At 66.6% G+C, this 21,996-nt stretch carries 17 protein-coding genes; 4 read left to right on the top strand and 13 right to left on the bottom strand.

Annotated elements, in window-relative coordinates; translation table 11 throughout:
- Nucleotides 1-144 precede the first annotated feature (144 nt).
- Complete coding sequence (locus tag NE234_RS31915; RefSeq protein ID WP_252784584.1) at nucleotides 145-1,011, top strand: alkaline phosphatase family protein; 867 nt, start codon at nucleotides 145-147, stop codon at nucleotides 1,009-1,011.
- A 132-nt stretch (nucleotides 1,012-1,143) separates the two neighbouring features.
- Here the strand turns inward: NE234_RS31915 and NE234_RS31910 are convergent, their stop codons facing one another.
- The 12 genes from NE234_RS31910 to NE234_RS31855 form a co-directional block, all read right to left on the bottom strand.
- Nucleotides 1,144-2,031, bottom strand: coding sequence for a U32 family peptidase (locus NE234_RS31910; protein WP_252784583.1), 888 nt, complete (start codon nucleotides 2,029-2,031; stop codon nucleotides 1,144-1,146).
- 167 nt (nucleotides 2,032-2,198) lie between these two features.
- Nucleotides 2,199-3,455: an ATP-grasp domain-containing protein gene (locus NE234_RS31905; protein WP_252784582.1), complete on the bottom strand. Its 1,257-nt coding sequence runs from the start codon at nucleotides 3,453-3,455 to the stop codon at nucleotides 2,199-2,201.
- Nucleotides 3,456-4,592 (bottom strand): GNAT family N-acetyltransferase, encoded by a 1,137-nt coding sequence (locus tag NE234_RS31900; protein WP_252784581.1) that lies wholly within the window; start codon nucleotides 4,590-4,592, stop codon nucleotides 3,456-3,458.
- Between the two features lie 143 nt (nucleotides 4,593-4,735).
- On the bottom strand, nucleotides 4,736-6,115 hold the full coding sequence (locus NE234_RS31895; protein ID WP_252784580.1) for a DUF6002 family protein: 1,380 nt from the start codon (nucleotides 6,113-6,115) through the stop codon (nucleotides 4,736-4,738).
- A gap of 260 nt (nucleotides 6,116-6,375) precedes the next feature.
- A complete protein-coding gene (locus NE234_RS31890; RefSeq protein WP_252784579.1) occupies nucleotides 6,376-7,548 on the bottom strand; it encodes an acyl-CoA dehydrogenase family protein in 1,173 nt (390 codons plus the stop codon).
- A gap of 288 nt (nucleotides 7,549-7,836) precedes the next feature.
- Nucleotides 7,837-8,802: a chlorinating enzyme gene (locus NE234_RS31885; RefSeq protein WP_252784578.1), complete on the bottom strand. Its 966-nt coding sequence runs from the start codon at nucleotides 8,800-8,802 to the stop codon at nucleotides 7,837-7,839.
- Nucleotides 8,799-10,631, bottom strand: a complete 1,833-nt coding sequence (locus NE234_RS31880) for a non-ribosomal peptide synthetase (RefSeq protein WP_252784577.1) — start codon at nucleotides 10,629-10,631, stop codon at nucleotides 8,799-8,801. The genes NE234_RS31885 and NE234_RS31880 overlap by 4 nt, the downstream gene beginning before the upstream one ends.
- A gap of 61 nt (nucleotides 10,632-10,692) precedes the next feature.
- The gene (locus NE234_RS31875) at nucleotides 10,693-11,883 is read right to left on the bottom strand and encodes an ATP-grasp domain-containing protein (RefSeq protein WP_252784576.1); all 1,191 of its coding nucleotides are present in this window, start codon (nucleotides 11,881-11,883) and stop codon (nucleotides 10,693-10,695) included.
- 29 nt (nucleotides 11,884-11,912) lie between these two features.
- Nucleotides 11,913-13,268, bottom strand: a complete 1,356-nt coding sequence (locus tag NE234_RS31870) for a hypothetical protein (RefSeq protein ID WP_252784575.1) — start codon at nucleotides 13,266-13,268, stop codon at nucleotides 11,913-11,915.
- A 503-nt stretch (nucleotides 13,269-13,771) separates the two neighbouring features.
- Nucleotides 13,772-15,013, bottom strand: coding sequence for an MFS transporter (locus NE234_RS31865; RefSeq protein ID WP_252784574.1), 1,242 nt, complete (start codon nucleotides 15,011-15,013; stop codon nucleotides 13,772-13,774).
- Nucleotides 15,014-15,644: 631 nt separating this feature from the next.
- A complete protein-coding gene (locus NE234_RS31860; protein ID WP_252784573.1) occupies nucleotides 15,645-16,652 on the bottom strand; it encodes an Rv2578c family radical SAM protein in 1,008 nt (335 codons plus the stop codon).
- Nucleotides 16,653-16,711: 59 nt separating this feature from the next.
- Nucleotides 16,712-17,578, bottom strand: coding sequence for a LysR family transcriptional regulator (locus tag NE234_RS31855; protein ID WP_252784572.1), 867 nt, complete (start codon nucleotides 17,576-17,578; stop codon nucleotides 16,712-16,714).
- A gap of 104 nt (nucleotides 17,579-17,682) precedes the next feature.
- Here NE234_RS31855 and NE234_RS31850 point away from each other — a divergent pair, with 104 nt between their 5' ends.
- A complete protein-coding gene (locus NE234_RS31850; RefSeq protein WP_252784571.1) occupies nucleotides 17,683-18,642 on the top strand; it encodes a DMT family transporter in 960 nt (319 codons plus the stop codon).
- Here the strand turns inward: NE234_RS31850 and NE234_RS31845 are convergent.
- Nucleotides 18,587-19,690: a site-2 protease family protein gene (locus NE234_RS31845; protein ID WP_252784570.1), complete on the bottom strand. Its 1,104-nt coding sequence runs from the start codon at nucleotides 19,688-19,690 to the stop codon at nucleotides 18,587-18,589. The genes NE234_RS31850 and NE234_RS31845 overlap by 56 nt on opposite strands.
- Nucleotides 19,691-19,766: 76 nt before the next feature.
- Between NE234_RS31845 and NE234_RS31840 the strand changes: the two genes are divergently transcribed.
- Both NE234_RS31840 and NE234_RS31835 read left to right on the top strand, forming a co-directional pair.
- Nucleotides 19,767-21,338, top strand: a complete 1,572-nt coding sequence (locus NE234_RS31840) for a glycoside hydrolase family 10 protein (protein WP_252784569.1) — start codon at nucleotides 19,767-19,769, stop codon at nucleotides 21,336-21,338.
- Between the two features lie 128 nt (nucleotides 21,339-21,466).
- Entirely contained in the window at nucleotides 21,467-21,670 is a 204-nt protein-coding gene (locus tag NE234_RS31835) for a DUF3040 domain-containing protein (protein ID WP_252784568.1), read from the top strand.
- Nucleotides 21,671-21,996 lie beyond the last annotated feature (326 nt).

Below are 21,996 nucleotides of genomic sequence, written 5' to 3'. Positions count from 1 at the left end.
TGCTCCGTCATTCTGACAGAGCCCTTAACGCAAGGTTCGCGCGTACTTAACCCGGCCTCGCTTCTCAGCCACGTTTCCGGCGTTCACACTCTGGCGGGGCACCGCCCCCGGGCCCCGCACCCGACCCCTCCGGAGGTCCCTGTGATGCCACGCGCCGCAAGAAGACCCGCCCGCCGCGCCCTCGCGTCCGCTCTCGGCCTCGCCGCCGCGGCGGCCGGGACCGGCGGCACCGCGAACGCCGCGGGCAGTGTCCCGACTCCCGACCACACCGTGGTCGTGATGATGGAGAACCACGCCTACAGCCAGGTCATCGGCAGTTCCAGCGCGCCGTACATCAACTCCCTCAAGAGCGGCGGCGCCGTCCTCACCGCCTCCTATGCCATCACCCACCCCAGCCAGCCCAACTACTTCGCCATCTTCTCCGGCTCGACGCAGGGGATCACGGACGACAGCTGCTACACCCCGGGGTTCAGCTCCGCCCCGAACCTCGCGTCCGAGCTGGCGGCCGCCGGCAAGTCCTGGGCCAGCTACAACGAATCGCTGCCGAGCCAGGGTTCGACCACGTGCAGCAGCGGCAACTACGCCCGCAAGCACAACCCGTGGTTCGGGTTCAGCAACGTCCCGACCTCGACCGCGATGACGTTCGGCCAGTTCCCGACCGACTACACCACCCTGCCCAAGGTCTCCTTCGTCATCCCGAACCTGTGCGACGACATGCACGACTGCTCGGTCTCGACCGGTGACACGTGGCTGAAGAACAACCTCGGCGCGTACGCGACCTGGGCCAAGACGCACAACAGCGTCCTCATCGTGACCTTCGACGAGGACAACAGCCTCAGCGGCAACCACATCCCCACCGTGCTGTACGGGCAGCCGGTGCTCGCGGGCAGCAGCTCCGGCACCCGCTACAACCACTACAACGTCCTGCGCACGATCGAGGACATGTACGGCACCTCCCACGCCGGGAACGCGGCCTCCGCGACCGACATCACCGGCATCTGGGCGAGCTGATCGCGTGGACGTCGCCGACAGCGGCGGCGTGGCCGGTGCCCGGGGCGCGCTGCGTCCCGGGCACCGGGCCGCCGCCATCGCGCCGCCTGCACGACCGCGGCCGTCGACGCCTCGAGTGATCTCTATCGCTGGTCACTCTGAGTCGTCATGAGCGCGCTTGGCGTTCGGCGACTGGCGCGCGGAAGGCAGGTACCGGTCCACGAATTCCGAGACGATCTCTACCTGGGTCAGGATGCTCTCCACCTGATCCATCGTTGGTACGACGCCATGACCATCCAGAGCGCTGTTTCCCGTCTTGAGGTGAACCGGAGCCGCGATTCGCACAAATTCGGGCGCATCGAAGGTACGCACGAAGCCGCCCGATCCGTGCGGGTTGTCGACGTGGATGTCGATTGGAATGGATATCGAAGAGCGCAGCGCGCCGACCATGGGCAGGGTCAGGTCGCGAACCGGGTTGAAGCTGTCGGCGCCGAGTCGTTCGAGCAGTCGTGCGGACGCCGGATTCCCGTGGCCGCAGTGGGCTGAGACCTTCAGGGAGAGGTCGGCCGGCAGTTTGCCGGAACTCCTCAGCTCGCCCAGCACGGACAGTAAGCCCTCGTCGTAGACGACGAATCCCCGTACACCGAGGTCCACGGCACGCCTGACGTCCTCCAACGCCCGCACGACCTGGTCCTGTCCGCGGAGACGGTAGCCGATCCGCACGCCCTGCCGCGTCTGAACGGTCGCGCCGATGTCGTACGTGGCGCGAGGGCCCACCGACATGAGTATTTCTACCCCGTACTCCTCGCCGAGCTTCACGTACTCGCGCACCTGAGCCGCCGTATGCCGGTAGGAGCCCAGTGTCTCGGTCAGACGGTTGATCGTGAACCCTCGACGAACGCTCTCCGACAGAATCCGGGCAGCGCATTCCACCGAGTTCACGCTCGGGACCTCGATGCGGAAGTGGCAGCCGTCGGGAAAACGCTGCCCGGACTCCTCCGAATCTCGATCTCCGGTCGGCAAGCCGAGATCGCGGAGCATGCTGCGAGCCTCCGAGTACACGGGGCCGCTCACACTTCCGGTGTTCGGCGGTCCGAACGGGGTGGGACGGTCATGGTCGTGTCCCGTGTCTGGAACGCACCGTGAGGAGATCGCATTCGCTCGCCTTTCCGTTGACCTTTCGGGACCGCCTGAACCTTCGCGGATCTTCATGGGTCCGCGCGGGTCAGCGCGCCGTCCGACGGACGCGGGGCCGCCACGCCGCCAGAGGCATCCGGGACGGGAGTGACCTTGACCGAGTCGAACAGGCGCAGGAGGAAGTTCTCCAGTTCCTGAGTAGGCGCCGGACCGATCACACCCGACACGGGCACGTTCGCGCGCGCGTAGGAGAACCTCACGGGCTCGTCGGGTGCCCGCTGCTCCCAGATTCGGATCAGCGGGTGATCACGAAACTCCGACTCGCCACTGATGTCACAGAACGCCGAGCCGAGCTTGTGCCCGGGGACCAAGAACCACCCGTACCACTGATCGGGCTGAGGTGTGCGCACTCCCGGAAGGGCGCTCGGTCCGTCGACGGCCAGCCGAACCGCCGCAGACGGTTGCCAAAGCCCGGTGGCGAGTTCGAGCGCGTCTACGACGCCACCGCCTGCCCACCGAGCCGCGACCTCCATGAAGGCCAGTCCGTCAGCGGCCTCGATCGCCTCGAGGTGGAAGGGCCCGTCGGTGATCCCGACGGCCAGCAGACAGCGCAGCGTCCAGTCGACGAGCGCGTCATCGGCACCGAATTGCACCGACCCGAGCGGCGTCCCACCAGCGTAGGCCAGGCATGTGTTGACGTACCGGCTCGGCTGCAAGACCAAGGCCCGGCCCCCTGCCATCACCCCGTCAATGTGGATGACGCGTCCCGGCAGGAACTCCTCGATCTCGAAACCGTCGACGTCGTCGGGGGCGATGTCGACGGCCGCCGTGGCCAGCGCCTCGGACACTGACGGGAGAACGACGACACCCTGGCTCAACGCGCCCGCGGACGGCTTGAGCACCGTGGCTCCCTCCCAGGGCACCTGACCAGCGTCGTCGATGCCGGCCAGGGGCAGGAAGCGGGGCACACGTATGCCGGCCGCCGCCACAGCCGACTTCATGATCACCTTGTCTCTGACCAACAGCGCGTCCGACAGTTTCGGGCCCGTGACGCCCAGAGCCTCCCGGACCTCCCCAGCCGCGAGCATGTCGAATTCCGACAGGGCGAGGACCAGATCCGGTTTCGGCATGCCGGCGACCGCCGCGAGCACCTCGCCGGCGATGTCGCCTACGCCCGGCCGCTCGATGACGCGACAACGAACGCCCTTCGGTAATGAGTTCCGCCGTTCCGGTGTGCTGACGTACGTCACGTCATGGGCATCGTGGTCGATGTTGTCGCCGTAGTGGATCAGGTAGTCGGGGCGACTGTGGATGACAAGAATCTTCATTCAGCCTGACCTTCTTCTGCGATTTCGCTGGCTGAGCCGAGTCAATCGTTGCCGATGTGGAGGCGTTGCCGTGCCGCTCAAGAAATCATCGAGATCCACTCGGCGAACCCGCTCGATGCCAGGCGATTCCGACTGCAGATCGAGCCTCGGGGGGCGCTGCCGATCGAAGAAGTAGATGATGTCCAGCGATCCATGATGATTCTCAACGACCACCGGATTGGCGGTGAGGAAGTCACGGACTGCCTCCGTGTCACGCAGGACTTGCAGCCATAGGCGCTTGTCGCCGAAATGGTTCGGCGGGTATACGACGCGCGATCCGAAGCGGCGCTTCATTTGGTAAGTGCCTTTGCTCAAGAATGGCTCGGTTCCTTGCAGGTCCAGTTGGCGGACCTGGTTCTTCGTCGCCCATTCGATCATGAGGCAATACATCACCTTGACCACGCCGGCCGCGTACTGGCCCTCGCTGCCGTCCAGGACACCGAGCAGCCGCGAGGTCAGTACTCTGTGCTTCGGATCCCAGTGACAGAGGTGACCTGCGACCGGTTCGCCGGCATCGGACAATATGAAAAGGACCCCCGAGCGGTACAGGCATTCGTAGGCCGACGCCTTGCCCTCGGTGCGGGCCATCGAGCCGTATCGAGCTTCCATGGTCGGCACGTACATGCGATCGTAGAAGTAGTCGAATATCGCGGTGTCGTGCTCGACGGAGAAATGCCAGTCGTGTTTGCGTGATTGCTGTCGTACGTCTCGCCGGACGCCTTTAGAGATACGGGAGAGTGCGCGGTCGGCATCGACCTCGCAGTCGACCACGAAATGAACTCGAAGTGGTATGACCAACGACGAACCGACCGGCAGGCGTCGCGCTCGGCGGCGGTTGGTGCCAACGATGATGATGTCGGCACCAGTGGTCAGCGCGAGTTTCTGCGCGGACCGGGGCGCGATCGTGAACGACCGCCGTACGGCTTTCTCGTCGGAAGTGCGTTGCCTGCGCTGCTCGGTGAATTCGAGCGTGTAGCGCAGACCGTCGCGAAGGCCCGCATACAGCACCGACAGTCCGCCGATCTCGGAGTGGACGGCAGGCCCTCGCCGCCACGGTGCCGAGTCCCACGCCGAGTGCGCCTTGGCGATCAGAGGCATGCCGCTGTTCCGCCACTGGTAGCGGACGTGCAACCTCACCCGCTGCACCAACCGCGCTCGCGCGGGTGCCGAACTCGGCGTGTCCACTGACTTCGCCGATGCGCGCTCGCGTGGGCGCGATATCGCCAGGCTCCGGTCAGAACTCATCCCATCGCCGCGATTCGCTGGGGAGAAGAGGCGTTGGCCGTGTGCATCAGGTCGACCAGTTCGTCCTCGTTAGTGACCACGGGGAGATTCCGTTCAGCCAGACCCTCGTAATCGTCGCGCGTGTATGTCCCCGAGCAGTGAACGAGGATCTCATTTTCCTGAATAAGGCCGCGATCGATTGCGTTCATCAGACCAGTCATCGCCATGTTGAGCGACCATTCCTGGATCAAGGTCGGGTTGGCTGGCAGTATTATGTCGGCCTGCTTGCACATCGCACGTACCTCGCCGTATCTCTCCAAGCATTCGGCGAGGGATACGACTATGCCGCCGCCGCCCTGGGATCTGATGATCTCGTTCATCCGCGGCGATGTAACCGGGTTCCGCGTGTAGAAGGTCGTGTCGAGCACCTCCTTGGGGTCAAAGGTGATCCGGGGGAAATGCGGATTCGTTTCCTGCGTGTAGCATCCGGACTTGGGCTGATAGGTATAGGTTGGCGCAGTCAGCTGCGGATCACCGGAGCCGTCGTCGTAAAGGCTGGTCACCATGTCCGGAGCTCCCAGGTGCTGGACCAGGAAGTAACGTGACGCCGGCCCCGCCTCCCTGCCGGTCATGATCGACCGGCCGTAATCGTGGCCGAGTAGACCGAAGGCGCTCGAGACGGCGTGCACGTGCAGGCGGCCCGTGGACGCTGCCGGCGGCAGCGCGTCGGACTCTGCGAACGCGCGAATGATGTCGCCAACGAGATAGTTCTCTAGCTTCAACGTGTACCAGACGGGGCGCGTCGCGGCATCGGTCGCGGACTGCCGGTATCGGTCGACGGCTGCTCGGGTTATGTGCTTTACCGTCTCCGCATGTGGCCCGGGATACACGGCCAGCGGATTACGGGTGCGTAGTTCCTGATCGGTGAATAGTTCGGAACGCCGCAACTTGTGGACCGAACCGGCCGGGACAAGGGCGATGATGTTGAGCTGATCAGGTCGCACCAAGCCCGACTTGATAGCGCGCAAAACCGCATCTCGCAATGCGACGGCTTTGTTCGCTGATGAGGGGGTCACGATCGTGAGTGAGAGTCCGCTGTCCTGGATGAACCGAACCGCGCGCGCCACGATCATCAGGGAGGCGAAGGTCTTGGTGGTCTGGGTCCCGGAGTGACGTGTGAGGTCCAGGAAAGAGATCCGCTTGCCGTCGTAAGTCGCCGCCTCGATACAGGCCAGCGTCGACGCGGACAGGTAATCGACCATCTCGTCCGTTAATTCAGGCAGACGGTTCCCGGGATCGAATTCGCCATTGAGAATCGGTGCATCGTTCTTGATGAGAGAGCTGAGCGCCGATCCAACCTCGGGATAGTAGTGCGCCAGAGCGTTCTCAAGAATCACGTCGTGCCGTCTCCTGCCTACTCTGCTCAGAGTAACCGGTGCCAAGCTCGTAGAGCGTTCGGGGCAGCCGTGTGCGCCGGGTGCCGGATTCGGCTCGAAGAGCGACTGACTCCGCACCAGGGTAGTTATCGTGAATGCCGGCTCCCGTGACAACGCTGCTTTTTACCCAAAGAGTAAGATTAATCGTAGCTGATCGTCAAGGACGCGCAGAATACTTCTCTGGGCGGACTGTGGATCGTCGTCCGAGTGCCACCCGGCGACTAATCCAGCAACGCGCCTGCGATCAGGTCGTACATCACCTCCGTCGGTCCCGCGGCGATCGTCGCGGCGCGCGAATCACGAAGCAACCGGGCGCCCACAGAGTCCTCGTCGTAGCCGTCCGACCCATGGAGTTGCAGAAACGCATCGGCCGCTCGGGACGCGAGCTCGGTCGTGAACGCCTTGGCCATCGAGCACTCGGCCACAGGCAGCTGCGAGGAGTCAAAGCCGCGCGAGGCCCGCGCGACGAGTTCGCGTGCGGCGGCCGCCTCCGTTGCCAGGACCGCGTACCGATGCCTGACCGCCTGGAAGTCCGCGAGCCTTCTGTCCTGAACACGCCACGTCCGCAGCCGGTGCGCTAGGAGTTCCAGACAGAACTCCACGCCCCCCAGCGCTGCCGCGGCCGCCACCAGACGCTCATATTGCAATCCGTAGACCAGCTGGAAGAAACCGCCTCCCGGCCGGCCGATCAGTTGGCTCGCCGGTACGGCAACCCGGTCGAAGCGCACCGTCGCGATCCCCGCCGAGCGCCAACCCAGAGTCGGCTGCGGCGACACGGATATCCCCGGGAGCGCCGCGTCGACGACCAGCAACGACATTCCGGTTCTTGCCGAGGAACTCGCGGTCGAGGTCCGGCACGCCAGCACGAAATAGTCCGCGATCGTCCCGTTGACGACTGCCTTCTTGACGCCACTGATCACGTAAGCGTCACCTTCGAGAACTGCCTGTGTCGTCAACGCCGCCAGGTTCGATCCGGCATACGGCTCGCTGATAGCGAGCGCGGCGATCTTTGCACCGGTCACCGACGGACGTAGATACTTGTCCTGCAATTCCCGTTCTGCACACTCGCTCAAGTAGCGAGTCGCCATATACCCGTGCACTGCGATCGCGGTGCGGAATCCCCCGTAACCGGTTCGTCCTAACTCGGTCAACCAGGCCACAGATCGGGAAAGGTCCGCTCCGGCCCCACCCCAGTCGGCGGCCAGACCCATGCCGAGCAGGCCGAGCGAGCCGAGGCGGGTCCAGACCTCGCGCGGTACCGACCCGTCCCGCTCCCACCTCTCGACGTGATCGTCAAGCAGCTCGGCCAAGACGGCGCGCACCGTCAGACGAAACTCCTCCTCCGGCAAGCCGGCCCAATCGCGCGCGGCGTGCTGCCCGTGGTCATTCGGCACTCGCTACCTCCCGTCCAGTCCGATCCCGCGTAAAGAGCGGCAGCACTGCGCTGCAGGACTCGCGCATGGAGCAGGGCCGCGGCTCACCAAGTAGTGCGCGTACCAGCCTCTGGCGAACGGTTCCCACCGATGCCGGACGGTTGGCGGGCAATCGCGTCACGCGCGCCACTCAGCACCGTCATGGCGACCGGCGACCTGCCGGTAGGACGGGCCACGACGAGCGATTTCGTGGGCGAACATCACGGCACCGCCTGATCGAAGTCGGCCGGCCCTGCCGACCTACACCGTTCATCCCTGGGCTGAACGGACACGTGCCGTGCTGAAGGGGTGGTCGCGCGTGGTGTAGCGCGTTATGCGATTATGACCATAGGTATCGGTTCCGGATACCAGCACCGCGCCGTACCGATCGAGGCTGATCTTGCCGCCGTACTCCTCGATCGAGTCGGAATCAGGGTAGATGCGCACCGAGGTGGGCACGTAACGCGCGGCGAAGCCGATGCGTGGTTCCTTGGTCGCGCCGCTGTGCGGGTGCGAGGCGTGCATCAGAGTGGACCAGAACATGACGAACTGCCCTGCCTTCATGACCATCGACTCCGCTGCGTCCTCGTTCGGCGACCAGTCCGGATCGATCTGCAGCTCTCGGTAGTCATAGCCGAAGAAGCCGCGCCGCACGCCGCCCTTGGCCAGCGAGTTGATCTGTGCGGGCCGGTACTCCATGCGCTTCGTCTCGTCGTAGAACCTCGTGTGATGGGTGCCTGGGATGAACTGCAGGGCTCCCCGTTCCACCGTCGCGTCTGTGAAGGCACACCATACGGTGATCGTGCCGCCGGCCTCGCTCTGCCCCGGCCACAGGATCTGCGGTGTTCCGGATACGTTGGCGAACGTGTCGGCCTGGTGCCAGTCCGTACCTTCGTCGCCCGGGTACTTCGGGAAGAACTCGGTTCGCCAGCACAGCACATCCGGGCCGAGCACGGACGCGACCCGGTCCACGATCTCCGGCCGGCAGATGTGATCGGCCAGGAATTCGTTGTCGAGGTGCCGATCATAGTTAGCGATGTTCGTCCCGCTCTTGGCGGCCGCGTCTTGATACACAGCCGCGCTTCGATCGAGCAGCCGGACGCGTTGCTGCCGCCAGATACGCTGCATCTCGTCCGGCTCGTACAGCGTGAAAGGGCCGGCAAAGCCGCGTTGATGAAACTGCGTCACCTCTTCATCGCTGAGTCCCAGCGGATTGAGCGCGAAGGAATCGCTCACGGTTCGACCGCCTTCCGTGAAGACCGCTCGTCATCGTAAGATTCGACACCCGCCGCCTCTACCGCCTTGGATAGGACGGCGATGGTGAAACCGTCCATCAGGACTTGAATGTCTATCGGGTATCCGAAGGTCTTCCTGACCTCGTCGAACATCTTGGTCACCGTCAGCGACGTGCCACCCAAGTCGAAGAAGTCGTCGTCCACGTCGATTTTCTTGACGTTCAGCAGACGTTCCCATATCTCGGTGATCCGGGCGACGGGCGTGTCGTCGGGTGGCGATGTCGAAGGTGGTGGTGTCGGCGGCTCGCCGGCAGCGAGGGCTGTGAGATCGGCCTTTCCGCTTACGGTCAGTGGCAACGCGTCCAGGGCCTCGTAAACGGATGGGCAGAGGCTGGCAGGCAGTGCCCGGGCCAGGGTCGCCCGCGCCTCGGCGGTGATCCGCGCCTGCCAGTCGGCATCGGCGGCTTGGCCGGGCGGGGGAACGAGATGGGCGACGAGGCGCACATCACCGTCGCCATAATCGCGAGCAGTGACGACCGCTGCTCCGACCTGCTCCAGCATGGACAGGTGTCGCTCGATCTCGTTCGGATCGACGCGGTAGCCGCGCACCTTCAATTGCCGGTCGTTGCGGCCGATGTAGAGGTGGTCTCCGTCGGGCCGGCGAAGTACCAGGTCACCGGTCCGGTACGCACGTCGGCCGCCTGCCGCATCGAGCGGCGCGAAACGGTCGGCCGATTCGTCCGTCCCGCCGACGTAGCCGGCACTGAGCGTTGGTCCCAGCACGAACAGTTCGCCCTCTTCGTCGTCGCCTACCGGGCGGCCGTTCGCATCGAGCACGAGGAATTCATTGCCGGGCAGTGGAGCGCCGATCGGACTCACGGTCGGCCGGGACAAGTCGCGCTTGGTCAACGGTCGGTACGACGAAAAGACTGTGCACTCGGTGACGCCATACATATTGATCATTCTCGGATGCTCGTCGCCGTGTCGCCGCAGCCAGTCGGCGAGCGTCGGCAACGAAACACGCTCGCCGCCCAGAATCACCAGGCGGAGATCGGGTAGACCTGCCGGATCGACCGCGTCGGCCCGCATCAGCGGCAGGAACGCCGAGGGCGTCTGGTTGAGCACGCTGACACGCTCATTGCGCAGGAGCGAGATGAAGGCCGACGGCGACCTGGCGACGTCGTCTTCGACCACTACCAGGCGACACCCGTGTGTAAGTGCGCCCCAGATCTCCCATACCGAGAAGTCGAAGGCGAGAGAATGGAACACCGTCCACACATCTGAGTCGGTTATGTCGACAACCGTTTCCATCTGCGCCAGGAGCGCGAGCACGTTGCGATGCGTGACCCGGACACCTTTGGGCTCGCCGGTGGTACCGGACGTGTAGATGATGTAGGCGAGCGAGTCAGCGGTCGCCGGTACCGTATCCGCGGGTGTCGCGATGGGATCGACGGAGCCGGCATCGATCAGCATGACCTCGGGTCCGGAGCCGGCCGCGCTGCGTCCGTCGGTGAGGATCAGTACCGCGCCGCTGCGTTCGACTAACTGATCCAGCCGTGTACGGGGGACGCTGGGATCGATCGGTAGGTACGCGGCGCCCGACTTCAGCACCGCGAGCAACGCGACGATCATGTCGACACCGCGTTGGGTGCTCAGCGCGACGACGTCCCCGGGCCGCACGTTCGCTTGGCGTAGTCGCGCCGACAGGGCATCCGAACGGGCATCGAGGTCTCGGTAAGTCACTTCTTCGTCCGTCGACGTGACCGCCGGGCGGTCTGGGCCGGACTTGACCTGTGCGGCGAATGCCTCCGTGAGCGTTTGCGCTGTCATGTGAACTCCGGAATCTCATAGAAGCGTTGATCCACTTCGTTGTGTCTCGCCTGGTCTTCTGTCAGTCGCCGGCCTCCCGCAAACTCACTTTGACGGTGCTGAACAGTTCATTCAGGAATCGCGTCATGCGTGGCTCCGATGAGGGGCCGATCAAGCCTCCGAGCGGTGCGTTCTGCGGCGTGTAGGTGAAAGAAGTGCTATTCGACTGCTGTGATGTGCGCTCGAACCACTGGTGGACGATCGGATCGGACCTGAACTGCGACGCGCCGAGGATTCGGTGACTGTGAAGTCGGTGTCGCGGGAATACGAAATACCCGTACAATTCGTCCGGCCTGGGGACACGGGGTGCCGGAAGGCCGTCTGGCCCGGTGACGACCAGGTGGACCGCGAGAGACGGCAGCCGCAGACCGGTCGCCAACTCGAACGCATCCACCGATCCCCGGGCCGGCGGTCGGGCCCCGACCTCCAGGAACGTCAACCCATCCTTTGACTCGATCGCTTCGAGATGGAACGGACCGTCGGTGATCCCGACGGCCAGCAGGCAACGGAGCGTCCAGGTGATCAGGTCGGCGTCCGGCTCGAACTGGACCGATCCAAGTGGACTTCCTTCGGCGAACGACAGACAGGTCTTGATGTAGCGAGCCGGGAGCAGGACGAACGGCTGCCCGCCTACCATCAGGCCATCGATCTGGATGACCGGGCCCGGCACGAACTCCTCGATCTCGAGATAGCCCGAGGTGTCATCCGTGCTGAGCCGTTGCGCTGCCGCCAACGCCTCGGCGGGGGACGGGTAGATCACCACACCGTCACTACCGGCTCCCGCCGACGGCTTGAGAACCGTCGGCCCCTGCCAAGTGACGGCGTGGTCCTCATCTCCTGTGGCGAGCGACAGGAACCGGGGAACCCGCAGCCCGGCGGAGGCTACGGCCGACTTCATCAGCACCTTGTCCCGGACGAGCAGGGCCTGTGCCGGCTTCGGACCCGCGATGCCCAGCACGTCTCGAATCTGGGCCGCCGCGATGATGTCGGATTCCCCTAACGCGATGATCCGTTCGGGCCGCGACCCGGCTGCCACCGCCGCCAACACCTCCGTAACAAGATCGGCGTTTCGCGCCGGCCGTTCCACAACGCGGTACGGTACGGCCTGCGGCAACGTACGCCGTTTGGTGTTGGTCGTGACATAAGTTACGTCGTGCCGCTCATGATCGATGCAATCGCCGTAGTGAACGGACGAGTCGGGCACGGAGTGCATAACGAGAATGTGCATGCTGGGACCGGGCTTCAGATCCGGTTGCCGGCACCGGAACCGGCCTCGGCCTCGCCGACCAGGACACCAGGGTACGCGCCATAGGGACGCGTCACCGGGCCGATCCGCCCGGACGGATGGAAGCGCATCGAGCACCCGGTTGCTACGCCGCCGACACAGAACGGGGAAATCCGGGGGTTGGCGAGAACCGACTCAGTAGTGCCCTCTTGGTCGACGAGGACCTGCATGGGGTGGCGGACCGCGGTAACGAGTTCCTGCGCGATGTAGTACTCCGACTCAGCTGCCGCATGCACCAGGTCGGCCCATTCCTGCTCCGGCGTGGTCAGGCCGAAGAACACCTCTTGCGACGAGTAGCCGGCGGAGCCCTTAAGTACGAAAGAACTCTGTTCCTCAAGGAGGAGCGGCACGAGATCTCGCTCGGTGCCATTCCACCGAACACGTCGTTCCCCGACGATCCGACTCCACGGAACGTAGCGGTCCACGACGGCGGCATCATCGGCCGACATCCACTCAAGGCCTTCCGAGAGCAGCGCGAGGACCTTCTTCGAATCCACCAACCGAGCCGTCTGTGACGGCAGTGCGAAAAGGCCGGCGTCCGTCGCCGCCGACAGAGCACTGAGATCCCAGCCGCAACTGTTGGCCTCGCGTTCCGATAGTTGGATCAGGCCCACAACGTCGGCGAAACCCGACGACGACGCGATGACGTCAGGCAGCGTCGCCAGGTCCTGAAACTGAGCCGAGACACCATGCTGCTTCAAGAATGTTATCTGCGTCTCGAAATATCGCGTCGTCTTGGCTGGATCGGCCAGCGCTCCGATCAGGAGCACCGACGGGTCGCGCCTGAGGCTGCGGCACGTTCTCTCGATCAATCGCGCGATCAGGTTGTAGAGGCTGGGTGCAAGGAATTCCGGCTGACCTGCGTCGCGGCGCACACCCTGCCAGATCCTGCTCTCGATCTCGTACTCGAGCATGGCGCCGACCCCGCCGCTGACATTGAACTCGACGAACTTCGGGCCGCCCTTGTCGACCACCACATCGGCCCGGCAGATGTCTCCAGAATGGCCGATCTCGTACGGCTCATCATCGGTCATCCGCGGCAGATCCGCGACATCCGCCTTCAGCGCCGCAATCCGACCCTCCGACGTAGGGGCCAGATGCTCGACGGCCTTGCGCTGCAATTGCAGCAGTCTCTCGGTCGCCCACATTAACTCGCGGTAGGACGCGGTCGGCACGACCAGTGGCTCGAACGCGCGCGGGAAGCGAGTCCTGGCGATATCTGTCAGCTCGGTCTCGAACACGCTCGCGAGCTGAGCCGGCGGTGGGCCTCCTCGGCGGGGGGCATACTCACCGAACCAGGTGCTGTCCGTCATGCCACGTAATGTATATCGCCAAGGCGCTCCGTACAATGGTGCGGGAAGGATGGCCTCTGCAATGGCCGATCTGCGAGGGCCGTTCTGACTGAGACTGAACATGAGTGGTTACGTAGTGTGTTGATGTCTTTGGCCAGGTCACGAGCGACTGGCTCTTCGCTAAGCCGTCGAGGCCGTGCCCCAACGCCACCGATGTGCGGCGGAGACTGGAGCACCCCCAGGCTGGGTGGGAGTCCTGAGAACTCGCGAGGTCGTGGGGTGATGGCACCCTCGATAAGCGCTTCGGCGGGCGCCGTGAGCGCGCGGTCCGGATGGTTCTCGAACCACACGTAGAGGCATCAGCGGGGGAACTGACCGTTCGTCAGCGCTCTGATCGTGGTGAACGATGGCGCGCCATAAGGCGAGAATCGGGCCTCCTCGGGAACGTTTTCTCCGTGTGATCGAAGAGCGTTCTGCCGGTCGTATCCGAGTATCGACTGACGAAGAGCTCGGTGGTCTGCGACCTAGACCTTGACGTGTACCGCGCGCATCTCGTCGACCAGGATGGGCACCATCGCTACGAGGACGACGGCGCGTATCGCTCCGGCTATGACGAAGGGCGCCCGGAAGCCGAACAGCTGTGCCAGGAATCCGCCGGCGAGGGCACCCAGCGGCATCAATCCCCAGCCGATCATTCGGAAAACGCTGTTGACGCGGCCGAACAACTCGTTCGGTGTCAACTGCTGTCGCATGCTGACGGTCACCACGCTGGAGACGGTGATCACGAGGCCGCTGAGCGCTATCAGCACGCCCAGGACGACTCCATTCGACGCGAGTCCCATGCCCGCGTAGAGGACCGCGTTCGCGGCCAGCGCGCCGACGAACGTGGGCAGTGCCCCGAAGCGCCGCGCCAGGCGAGTGTTGATCAGCCCGCCGATCACGCTCCCGACGCCCACGCCGACCAGGAGCAGACCATATTCCGCCGACGTCAGATGCAGGGTGAGCTTCCCCAGCAATACCAGAGTGGCGAAACCCATCTGGTTGCAGAAAGTGTTGAGGCCGAGGAGCAGGGCCAGGGTCCGCAACAGTCGATGGCCGAGGAGCCAGCGCAATCCCTCCGGTACCGCGGTTCGCATCGGAACCTGCTTACGGTCCACCCGCACCTGCGGCAGGCTGGCGAGTAGCGCAGCCGACACGATGAACGACACGGCATCCACCCCGAACGGGAGCGGCGCCGCGACGGCGAACATGATGCTGCCGAGTGGCGGTCCGGCCGACGACTGGCCGACGGTCTGGACCGTGTACTGGTTGCTGTTCGCCTGCTGCAGTGCTGCGGCGGGGACGAGTTCGGGCAGCACTGCCTGGGCGGCATTCGTGATCACGACCTGGGCGCAACCGAGCAGGAAGCTGGCGATTATCAGCTCCGCGATCGTGACGATGTGCAGTAAGGCGGTTGCGGCGACCAGGGCAACGATGAGGGCCTGGACGGCCTGGCAACGCCACATCAACGTGGCGCGGTCATGACGGTCGACGTAGACGCCGGCCGGCAGGGAGACCACCAGCCACGGAAGGTACTCGCCGACCGAGATCAAGGAGATCATCACGGGATCGCGGGTCACCGTGACGGCGAGCAACGGCATGGCCGCCACGAAGGCACCGTCGCCGACACTGTTGATGGCGTTCGCCCACCACAGGCGCCAGAATCGCGCGCCGAGTCTGGATTTGGACTCGCCGCGCTCAGCGGTCGAAGCGGAGGATCCGATCATCGGTCTTGGCCACCTCTGGCGTGTTGACCACGAACGACCGGCCAGGTGATGGGTGATGCCGATGCACCGGACGCCGGTGCCATGATGACCGCCGCTCCGCCGGTCCCAGATCGGCCCCTGCCGCGACGCCGAACGATCTGTTGCAGGCGCTGATTTTCGTGCTCGGTCAACTGTCCTGCCCGAACCGGCGCTGTCACCTGATGTCCTCATTTCCGATAGCGGTCTGGTCGCCATCGAGACTGAGCCTGGCAGGCCCCGCCGTCATGGACGCCGACGGCGTGTCACCAGATTTGGTGAGAATAAATGGTCACCCCACTCGGCCGTGATGACCGATCAAAGCTGGGGGCGGACCCGATAGAACACACTATCGAAGAGTAAGTGGTTGTCAAGCCGGAAACCGTTACATGGTTATTTCGACCGGTCTGTCGCTGGGTATGGCATCGCTGTCGGTCGCACGTCTCCGCTATCCGAAGGGATCGGCAACCGGGGCTTGACCTCGAACTTGACCATCCGTTTACCATTGCTTCTGGGAAGTGTGAAAGGCATGGCCGGCGGCCGATGTCGATGCTTGACGGCAGGGCCGGTGCCTTTCCCATGAAGCCGCCGCCTCGCCAGAGGCTGCGAGAGGCGGTCACAGGATGGTGAGCTGTTCGGGGTCGTGGGAGCGCTGAGGTGCGGGCGGGGGTGTGCGCAGGCGGCGGACGCCTCGGTGTCCGCCGATGCCGTGCTTCTCGGCGAGTTCCTTGACGCGCTGGGCGATGCGGTGCTGGTAGTCCTTCGGCGCGTACGCCCCGCGGCCGTACAGGCGCTCGTAGGGGGCGACGAGTTCGGGGTGGTGTTCGCGGAGCCAGCGGGTGAACCACTCGCGGGCGCCGGGGCGCAGGTGCAGGACGATCGGCGAGACGGAGGTGGCCCCCGCCTCGGCGATCCGGCGTACAGCCGCCTCCAGCTGCCTCGGGGTGTCGGTGAGGTAGGGAACGATCGGGCCCATCAGGACGCCGCAGCCGATGCCGTGGTCGTTCAGCGTCGCGCAGACCTCGAGGCGTTTGAGCGGGCCGGGCGTGCCCGGCTCGAGCAGCCGCCACAGGTCCTTGTCGACGAAGCCGACCGACACGGCCGTGCCGACCTCGGTGCGGTCGGCGGCCTCTTCCAGCAGCGGCAGGTCGCGCAGGATCAGCGAGCCCTTGGTCAGGATGGAGAAGGGGTTCGCCGCGTCGCGGAGCGCCTCGATGATGCCCGGCATCAGCCGGTAGCGGCCCTCCGCCCGCTGGTAGCAGTCGACGTTGGTGCCCATCGCGATGTGCTCCCCGGCCCACCTCGGCGCGGCGAGCTCCCGGCGCACCAGCTCCGGGGCGTTCACCTTCACCACGATCTGCGAATCGAAATCCCGACCTGTGTCGAAATCCAGGTACTTATGGGTGTTTCTGGCGAAACAGTAGACACATGCATGGCTGCATCCCCGATAGGGGTTGATCGTCCAGCGGAACGGGACGCGTGAGGCGGCGGGGACCCGGTTGATGATCGACTTGGCCCGGATCTCGTGGAAGGTGATCCCGCGGAACTCCGGGGTGTCGACCGTGACCGGGCTGCCGAACAGCCCGGGGTTCTCGCCGTCCAGCGCCAACGCATCCCAACGCATGGTCCCACCTTAGAACATGCGTTCGATGATGTCTCCGCCGGCATCCGGGCGGTGACCCCTCAGGCGGCGAGGGCCGCGGCGGTCGCGTCGACGAGGGCGGTGGCGGCGGGGTGCCAGGGCCGGTCGGCCGGGCCCGTGAGGACGAGCCGCCGGCCCATCACCGGGCGTACGGGCACCATCACGAGGCCGGGGACGAGCATGGCGGCGGTGAGGGCGGGGACGATCGTTACGCCGATCCCCGCCCGCACCATGGCCAGCAGGGTCCCCATGTCGCGGATGCGGTGGGTGGGGGAGAAGGGCGTGCCCGCCTGACGGTACAGCTCGCGGACGTGCCGTTCACATCCTCCGCTGGACAGCAGGAAGGCGTCGTCCTCGAGGTCGGCCAGGTCGATGCCCGGCTCCGCGGCGAGGGGGTGGTCGTCGCGGAGGAGGACGTGGAAGGCGTCCTCGGCGAGGAGGACGCCCGGGCCCGGGGGCGGGTCGACGAGAACCGCGAGGTCGACCGTGCTGCGGGCCAGCCAGTCGGCGACCTCGTCGTCCTCGCCCTCGAACACGGCGACGTCGACGCGGGGCAGTTCGGCCTGCCACCGGGGGATGAGCCGGGGGAGGAGACCCTGGCAGACCGTGGTGGGCGCGGCGAGCCGTACGGTGCCGGCGGGCAGTCCGTCACGCTGGGCGGCCAGGTCCGCGATGGCGGTCGCCGCCGCGAGGGCCGCGCGGGCGTGACCGAGGATGAGGTCCCCGAACGCGGTGGGGCGGGGGTGGCCGTGCCGGGTCAGCACGGCCCCGCCGAGGGTGCGCTCCAGCGCCGCGACGGAGTGGGAGATCGCGGACTGGCTCAGTCCGAGCTCGTCGGCGGCGGCGCCGAAGCCGCCGTGGTCCAGCACGGCGACGAACGCCCGCAGCTGGCTGAGGTTGAGGCTCATGAGCCTTTCTCATGGGTGAGGTGCAGCCACTTGTTGGACTCATCGTCGCATCTCCTCCCATGATCACGTCGCGGAAGCGGTGTTCACGGCGTGCGGGAGGACGGATGGAGCGGTCTGGCGGATCGGCGGGGTGGCTGCCCGGTTTCGTGGTTCTGTCGATCATCTGGGGGTCGAGCTTCGCCCTGATCAAGGTGGCCGTCGACGCGGGCGTCGCACCGCTGTGGGTGGCCCTGTGGCGGTGCCTGTTCGGGCTCGTGGCGCTGGGCGCGGTCTGCGTCGCGCGGCGCGCGTCCATGCCTCGGAGCCCGCGGGTGTGGGCGCACGCCCTGGTCGTGGCCGCCCTGTTGAACTCCGTGCCGTTCGCGCTGTTCTCGTACGCGGAGACGCGGGTGAGCTCGGTCGTGGCCGGGGTGTGGAACGCGACCACGCCCTTGACCACGCTGCTGTTCGCCGTCGCCGTGATTCCCGAGGAGCGGCCGACGCCGCGCCGGTCGATCGGGCTGGCGACCGGGTTCTGCGGGGTGCTCCTGGTCCTGGGGGTCTGGCGGGGGCTCGACGGCGGCACGCTGGGCGGCAGCCTGGCCTGCCTGGGAGCGACCGCGTGTTACGGCGCCGGCTTCACCTACACCCGGCGTTTCTTCGCCGGGGGAGGGGAGTCGGCCGTCGCGCTGTCGGCGGTGCAGATCCTGTGCGCGACCGCCGAACTCGCCCTCGTCGCGCCGGCGGCGGCCGGTCCGCCGTCCTGGCCCGGGCCGGCGGCCGTCGCCGCGCTGGCGGGGCTCGGCGCCGTCGGCACCGGGCTCGCGTACATCATCAACCTGGGCGTGATCCGTGCGGCCGGGCCGACGGTCGCCTCGACCGTGACGTACCTGACCCCGCTGTGGTCCACGCTGCTGGGCGCGGCGCTGCTCGGCGAGCCGCTCGGCTGGAACACCCTCACCGGTGGCCTGCTGATCGTCGCCGGGGTGGTCGTGGCACGGTCGCCGCGCCGGGGAGCGCGCGCGGCCGTCAGCGCGCCGGGAAGCCCGGGACCTCGCGGGCCAGATGTTCGAGCTCGCGGGTGAGGTCGTGAGGGGTCACGATGCCGACCAGACGGTCCCCGTCGAAGACGAGGAGGCGTTCGCGGGCGAGCCGGGGCAGCAGCTCGGTCAGCGGGGTCTCCGTGGTCGTGCGCTCCGCGTCCTCGATGAGGGCGCCGAGCGGCGTGCCGGGTGGTTCGCCGCGGACGCGCGCGGTGGTGACGACGCCTCGGACGACGCCGTCGTCGACGACCGGATAGGCCGAGTGCCGGTGGCGGGGCAGCATCTCGCGGAGGAACTCGGCCACCGGCATGGAGCTCGGCACGGTGAACGGATCGGGCGTCATGATCCGGCGGATCGGGACGCCGTCGAGCCGCGCCCGGACCCTGGCCTGTCCCGCCTCCAGACCGGCGGCCGTGATGAGGAACCAGCCGACGAGCGTGAGCCACAGCCCGTCCGCACTCCACATCGCGATGTAGAAGCCGGCGAGCATGGTCGCCCAGCCGAACGCGCGGCCGACCTGGGTGGTCTGCAGCGTCGCCTTCACCCGGTCGCCGGACCTCCGCCACAGCAGGGCGTGCACGAGCCGGCCGCCGTCCAGGGGCGCGGCGGGGATCGTGTTGAAGACCGCCAGGAGCGCGTTGATCAGGGCGAGCCAGGTGACACAGCCGCTCACCAGGCCGTCCGCTCTCGTCAGGTGGAGGATCCCTGACGCGGCGCCGAAGACCGTCGCCAGCAGCATGCTGACGAGCGGTCCCGAACCGGCGATGCGGACCTCGGCGCCCGGAGTGGCCGGTTCGCCCTCGTACCGGGCCACGCCGCCCAGCAGCCACAGGGTGATCCCCGTGACGGTGAGCCCGTGCCGGCGGGCGACGAGGGCGTGCGCCAGCTCGTGCGCCAGCAGCGAGGCCAGGAAGGCGGTGGCGGTGAGCAGCCCGCCCAGCGCGTACGCCAGCGGATGCAGGCCTTTGTACGCGCGCGGCAGCTGCTCGCCGGCCAGGCCGTACGTGATGAGCGCGAAGATCACCAGGACGGTCCAGTTGACGCCGACGCGCACGCCGCCGATCCGGCCGAGCCGGAGGGTGTCGTTCATAGCCGCCGCCTTTTGTCGTCCCTGACTAAGGGATACCCGCCAAAGCACTCCGGAGTCTCGGGCAGAATGCCCTTCCGTGGGTTCATCCATCGCCAAGAGGACCATCGCCGCCGCGGCGGCGATGGTCGTCACGGCTGGATGCGGCGGCCCCGCGGACCGGTCCGGGCCCCCGGCGGCGCAGGCGGCCGAATGCGGCCAGGTCTCGATGGCCCGCTCGGACGCCGGGCGGCAGACCCGGGCCATGTGGATCGTCTCGGTGGGCAACGGCGACTGGCCGAGCAGGCCGGGGCTGTCGGTGGCGAAGCAGCAGGCGGAGTACCGCGCCCTCCTGGACCTGGCCGTACGGCGGAACTTCAACACCGTCTACGTGCAGGTCCGGCCGTCGGCCGACGCCTTCTACCCGTCTCCGTACGAGCCGTGGTCGCGGTATCTCACCGGTGAGCAGGGCAAGGCCCCGGGCTACGACCCGTTGCGGTTCCTGGTCGACGAGGCGCACAAGCGAGGGCTGGAGTTCCACGCCTGGTTCAACCCCTACCGGGTGAGCACCGGGCCCAACCGCAAGAGCCTGGCTCCGGGCAATCCGGCGCGGCGGCATCCGGACTGGGTGTACCGCTACGGCGACGCCCTCTGGTACGACCCCGGCCTGCCCCAGGTCCGCGACCTCGTGACGAAGGTGGTCCTCGACGTCGTGCGGAAGTACGACATCGACGGCGTTCACTTCGACGACTACTTCTATCCCTATCCCTTGCCCGGCAAGGACTTCCCGGACAAGGCCACGTTCAAGAAGTACGGCGCCGGCTTCAAGAGCCGCGCCGACTGGCGCCGGCACAACGTCGACACGCTCGTCCAGACCCTGTCGACCGGCATCCACCAGGCCAAGCCGTGGGTCAGGTTCGGCATCAGCCCGTTCGGGGTCTGGCGCAACAGGTCCGACGACCCGAACGGCTCGGCGACCCACGCGCTGCAGAGCTACGACGAGATCTACGCCGACACCCGGAAGTGGGTCAGGAACGGCTGGATCGACTACGTCGTCCCACAGCTGTACTGGCCGATCGGGTTCGGCGCGGCGGACTACCGGACACTGGTGGCGTGGTGGGCCGGTCAGGTGGCGGGCACGCATGTGCAGCTGATCATCGGGCAGGCGGCCTACCAGGTCGGACACGGCGGGCCGTGGGACAAGGCCGCCGAGCTCTCCCGCCACCTGACGCTCGACGCGAAGTACCCCCAGGTGACCGGAGAGGCGATCTTCAGCGCCACGGACGTGAGGCAGGACCGCCGCGGCTTCGCGTCCCGGCTCGCCCGCGACCACTTCCAACGCCCGGCGCTCGCCCCGGTGAGCCCGCGTACGGCCGCCGCCCGGCCGGCGGCGCCCGCCGGCCTGGTGGCCGAGGATCGCAAGCTGACCTGGCAGGGCGCCGGCGCCGACCCCGCGTCGTACGCGGTCTACCGCTCGCCGGCGCAGGGCCCGGTGTGCGCCGGCCCGGACTCCCGCCGGCTCCTCATGGTGGTGCCGGGCACGACGACCCGGATCACCGATCACACCGCCGAATCCGGTCGGGTCTACACGTACTACGTGACGGCGCTGGATCGACGGCACCGGGAGAGCTTTCCGACCCGTGGCGCCCATATGACCGCTCAAGGCGGCTGACCTGCGCTTACGTGGTGACCATGCCACATGTGGCCGCAAAGGGCGAGGCTCGCTGGCTTTTTGAGGTTTCCCATGCTTAACAAACAGGGGATGATTCCTGGAAATCTGTGACCCCCTGGAGGTGCGGCATGGCGCTCTCAATGGAGGAGGAGCGAATCCTCACCGAGATCGCATCTCAACTCGGTCAGGACGACCCCCGTCTGGCCGACCGGCTGTCCAACTTCGGGCGCCTGCGCAGGCGGCGGCGCATCCGCGCCGCCCTGGCGATCGCGATCGCCGTGCTCGTGATCGCTTCCCTGGTGACCGCCGCCGTGGTCACCGTGCCGGTCTGACGAACGAAGTCGCCCCCGCGGGAGATCATCCCGCGGGGGCGTGACACGTTCAGGCCGGTGTGGTGGTCGCCTCTCGGCGAAAGGCACAACGCGGCTCCTGCTCCGACCGACCGGCCGGACGGTATTCCGCGAAGGCGGTAGGTGCGGCCCGGGGACACATGCCACACCGGCCTCACCAGCGTAACCGATGCGCAGCGGTGACACGGACATCTCCTGGCCCGGGAGTGGCGCACCGCGGCTCGGGCCCGCCGGCGGTCGCGTGAGGACCGCGTACGGGCGGTGTCCGGGTGGGGGTGTGCGCGGGTACGGGCGGTTTCCGCGGTGAC

The sequence above is a fragment of the Actinoallomurus rhizosphaericola genome, assembly GCF_024055675.1.
In the GTDB taxonomy this organism is placed as follows: Bacteria; Actinomycetota; Actinomycetes; order Streptosporangiales; family Streptosporangiaceae; genus Actinoallomurus; species Actinoallomurus soli.
The sequence above is the reverse complement of the archived record's forward strand: the minus strand, read 5'-3'. Positions and strand labels throughout refer to the sequence as shown.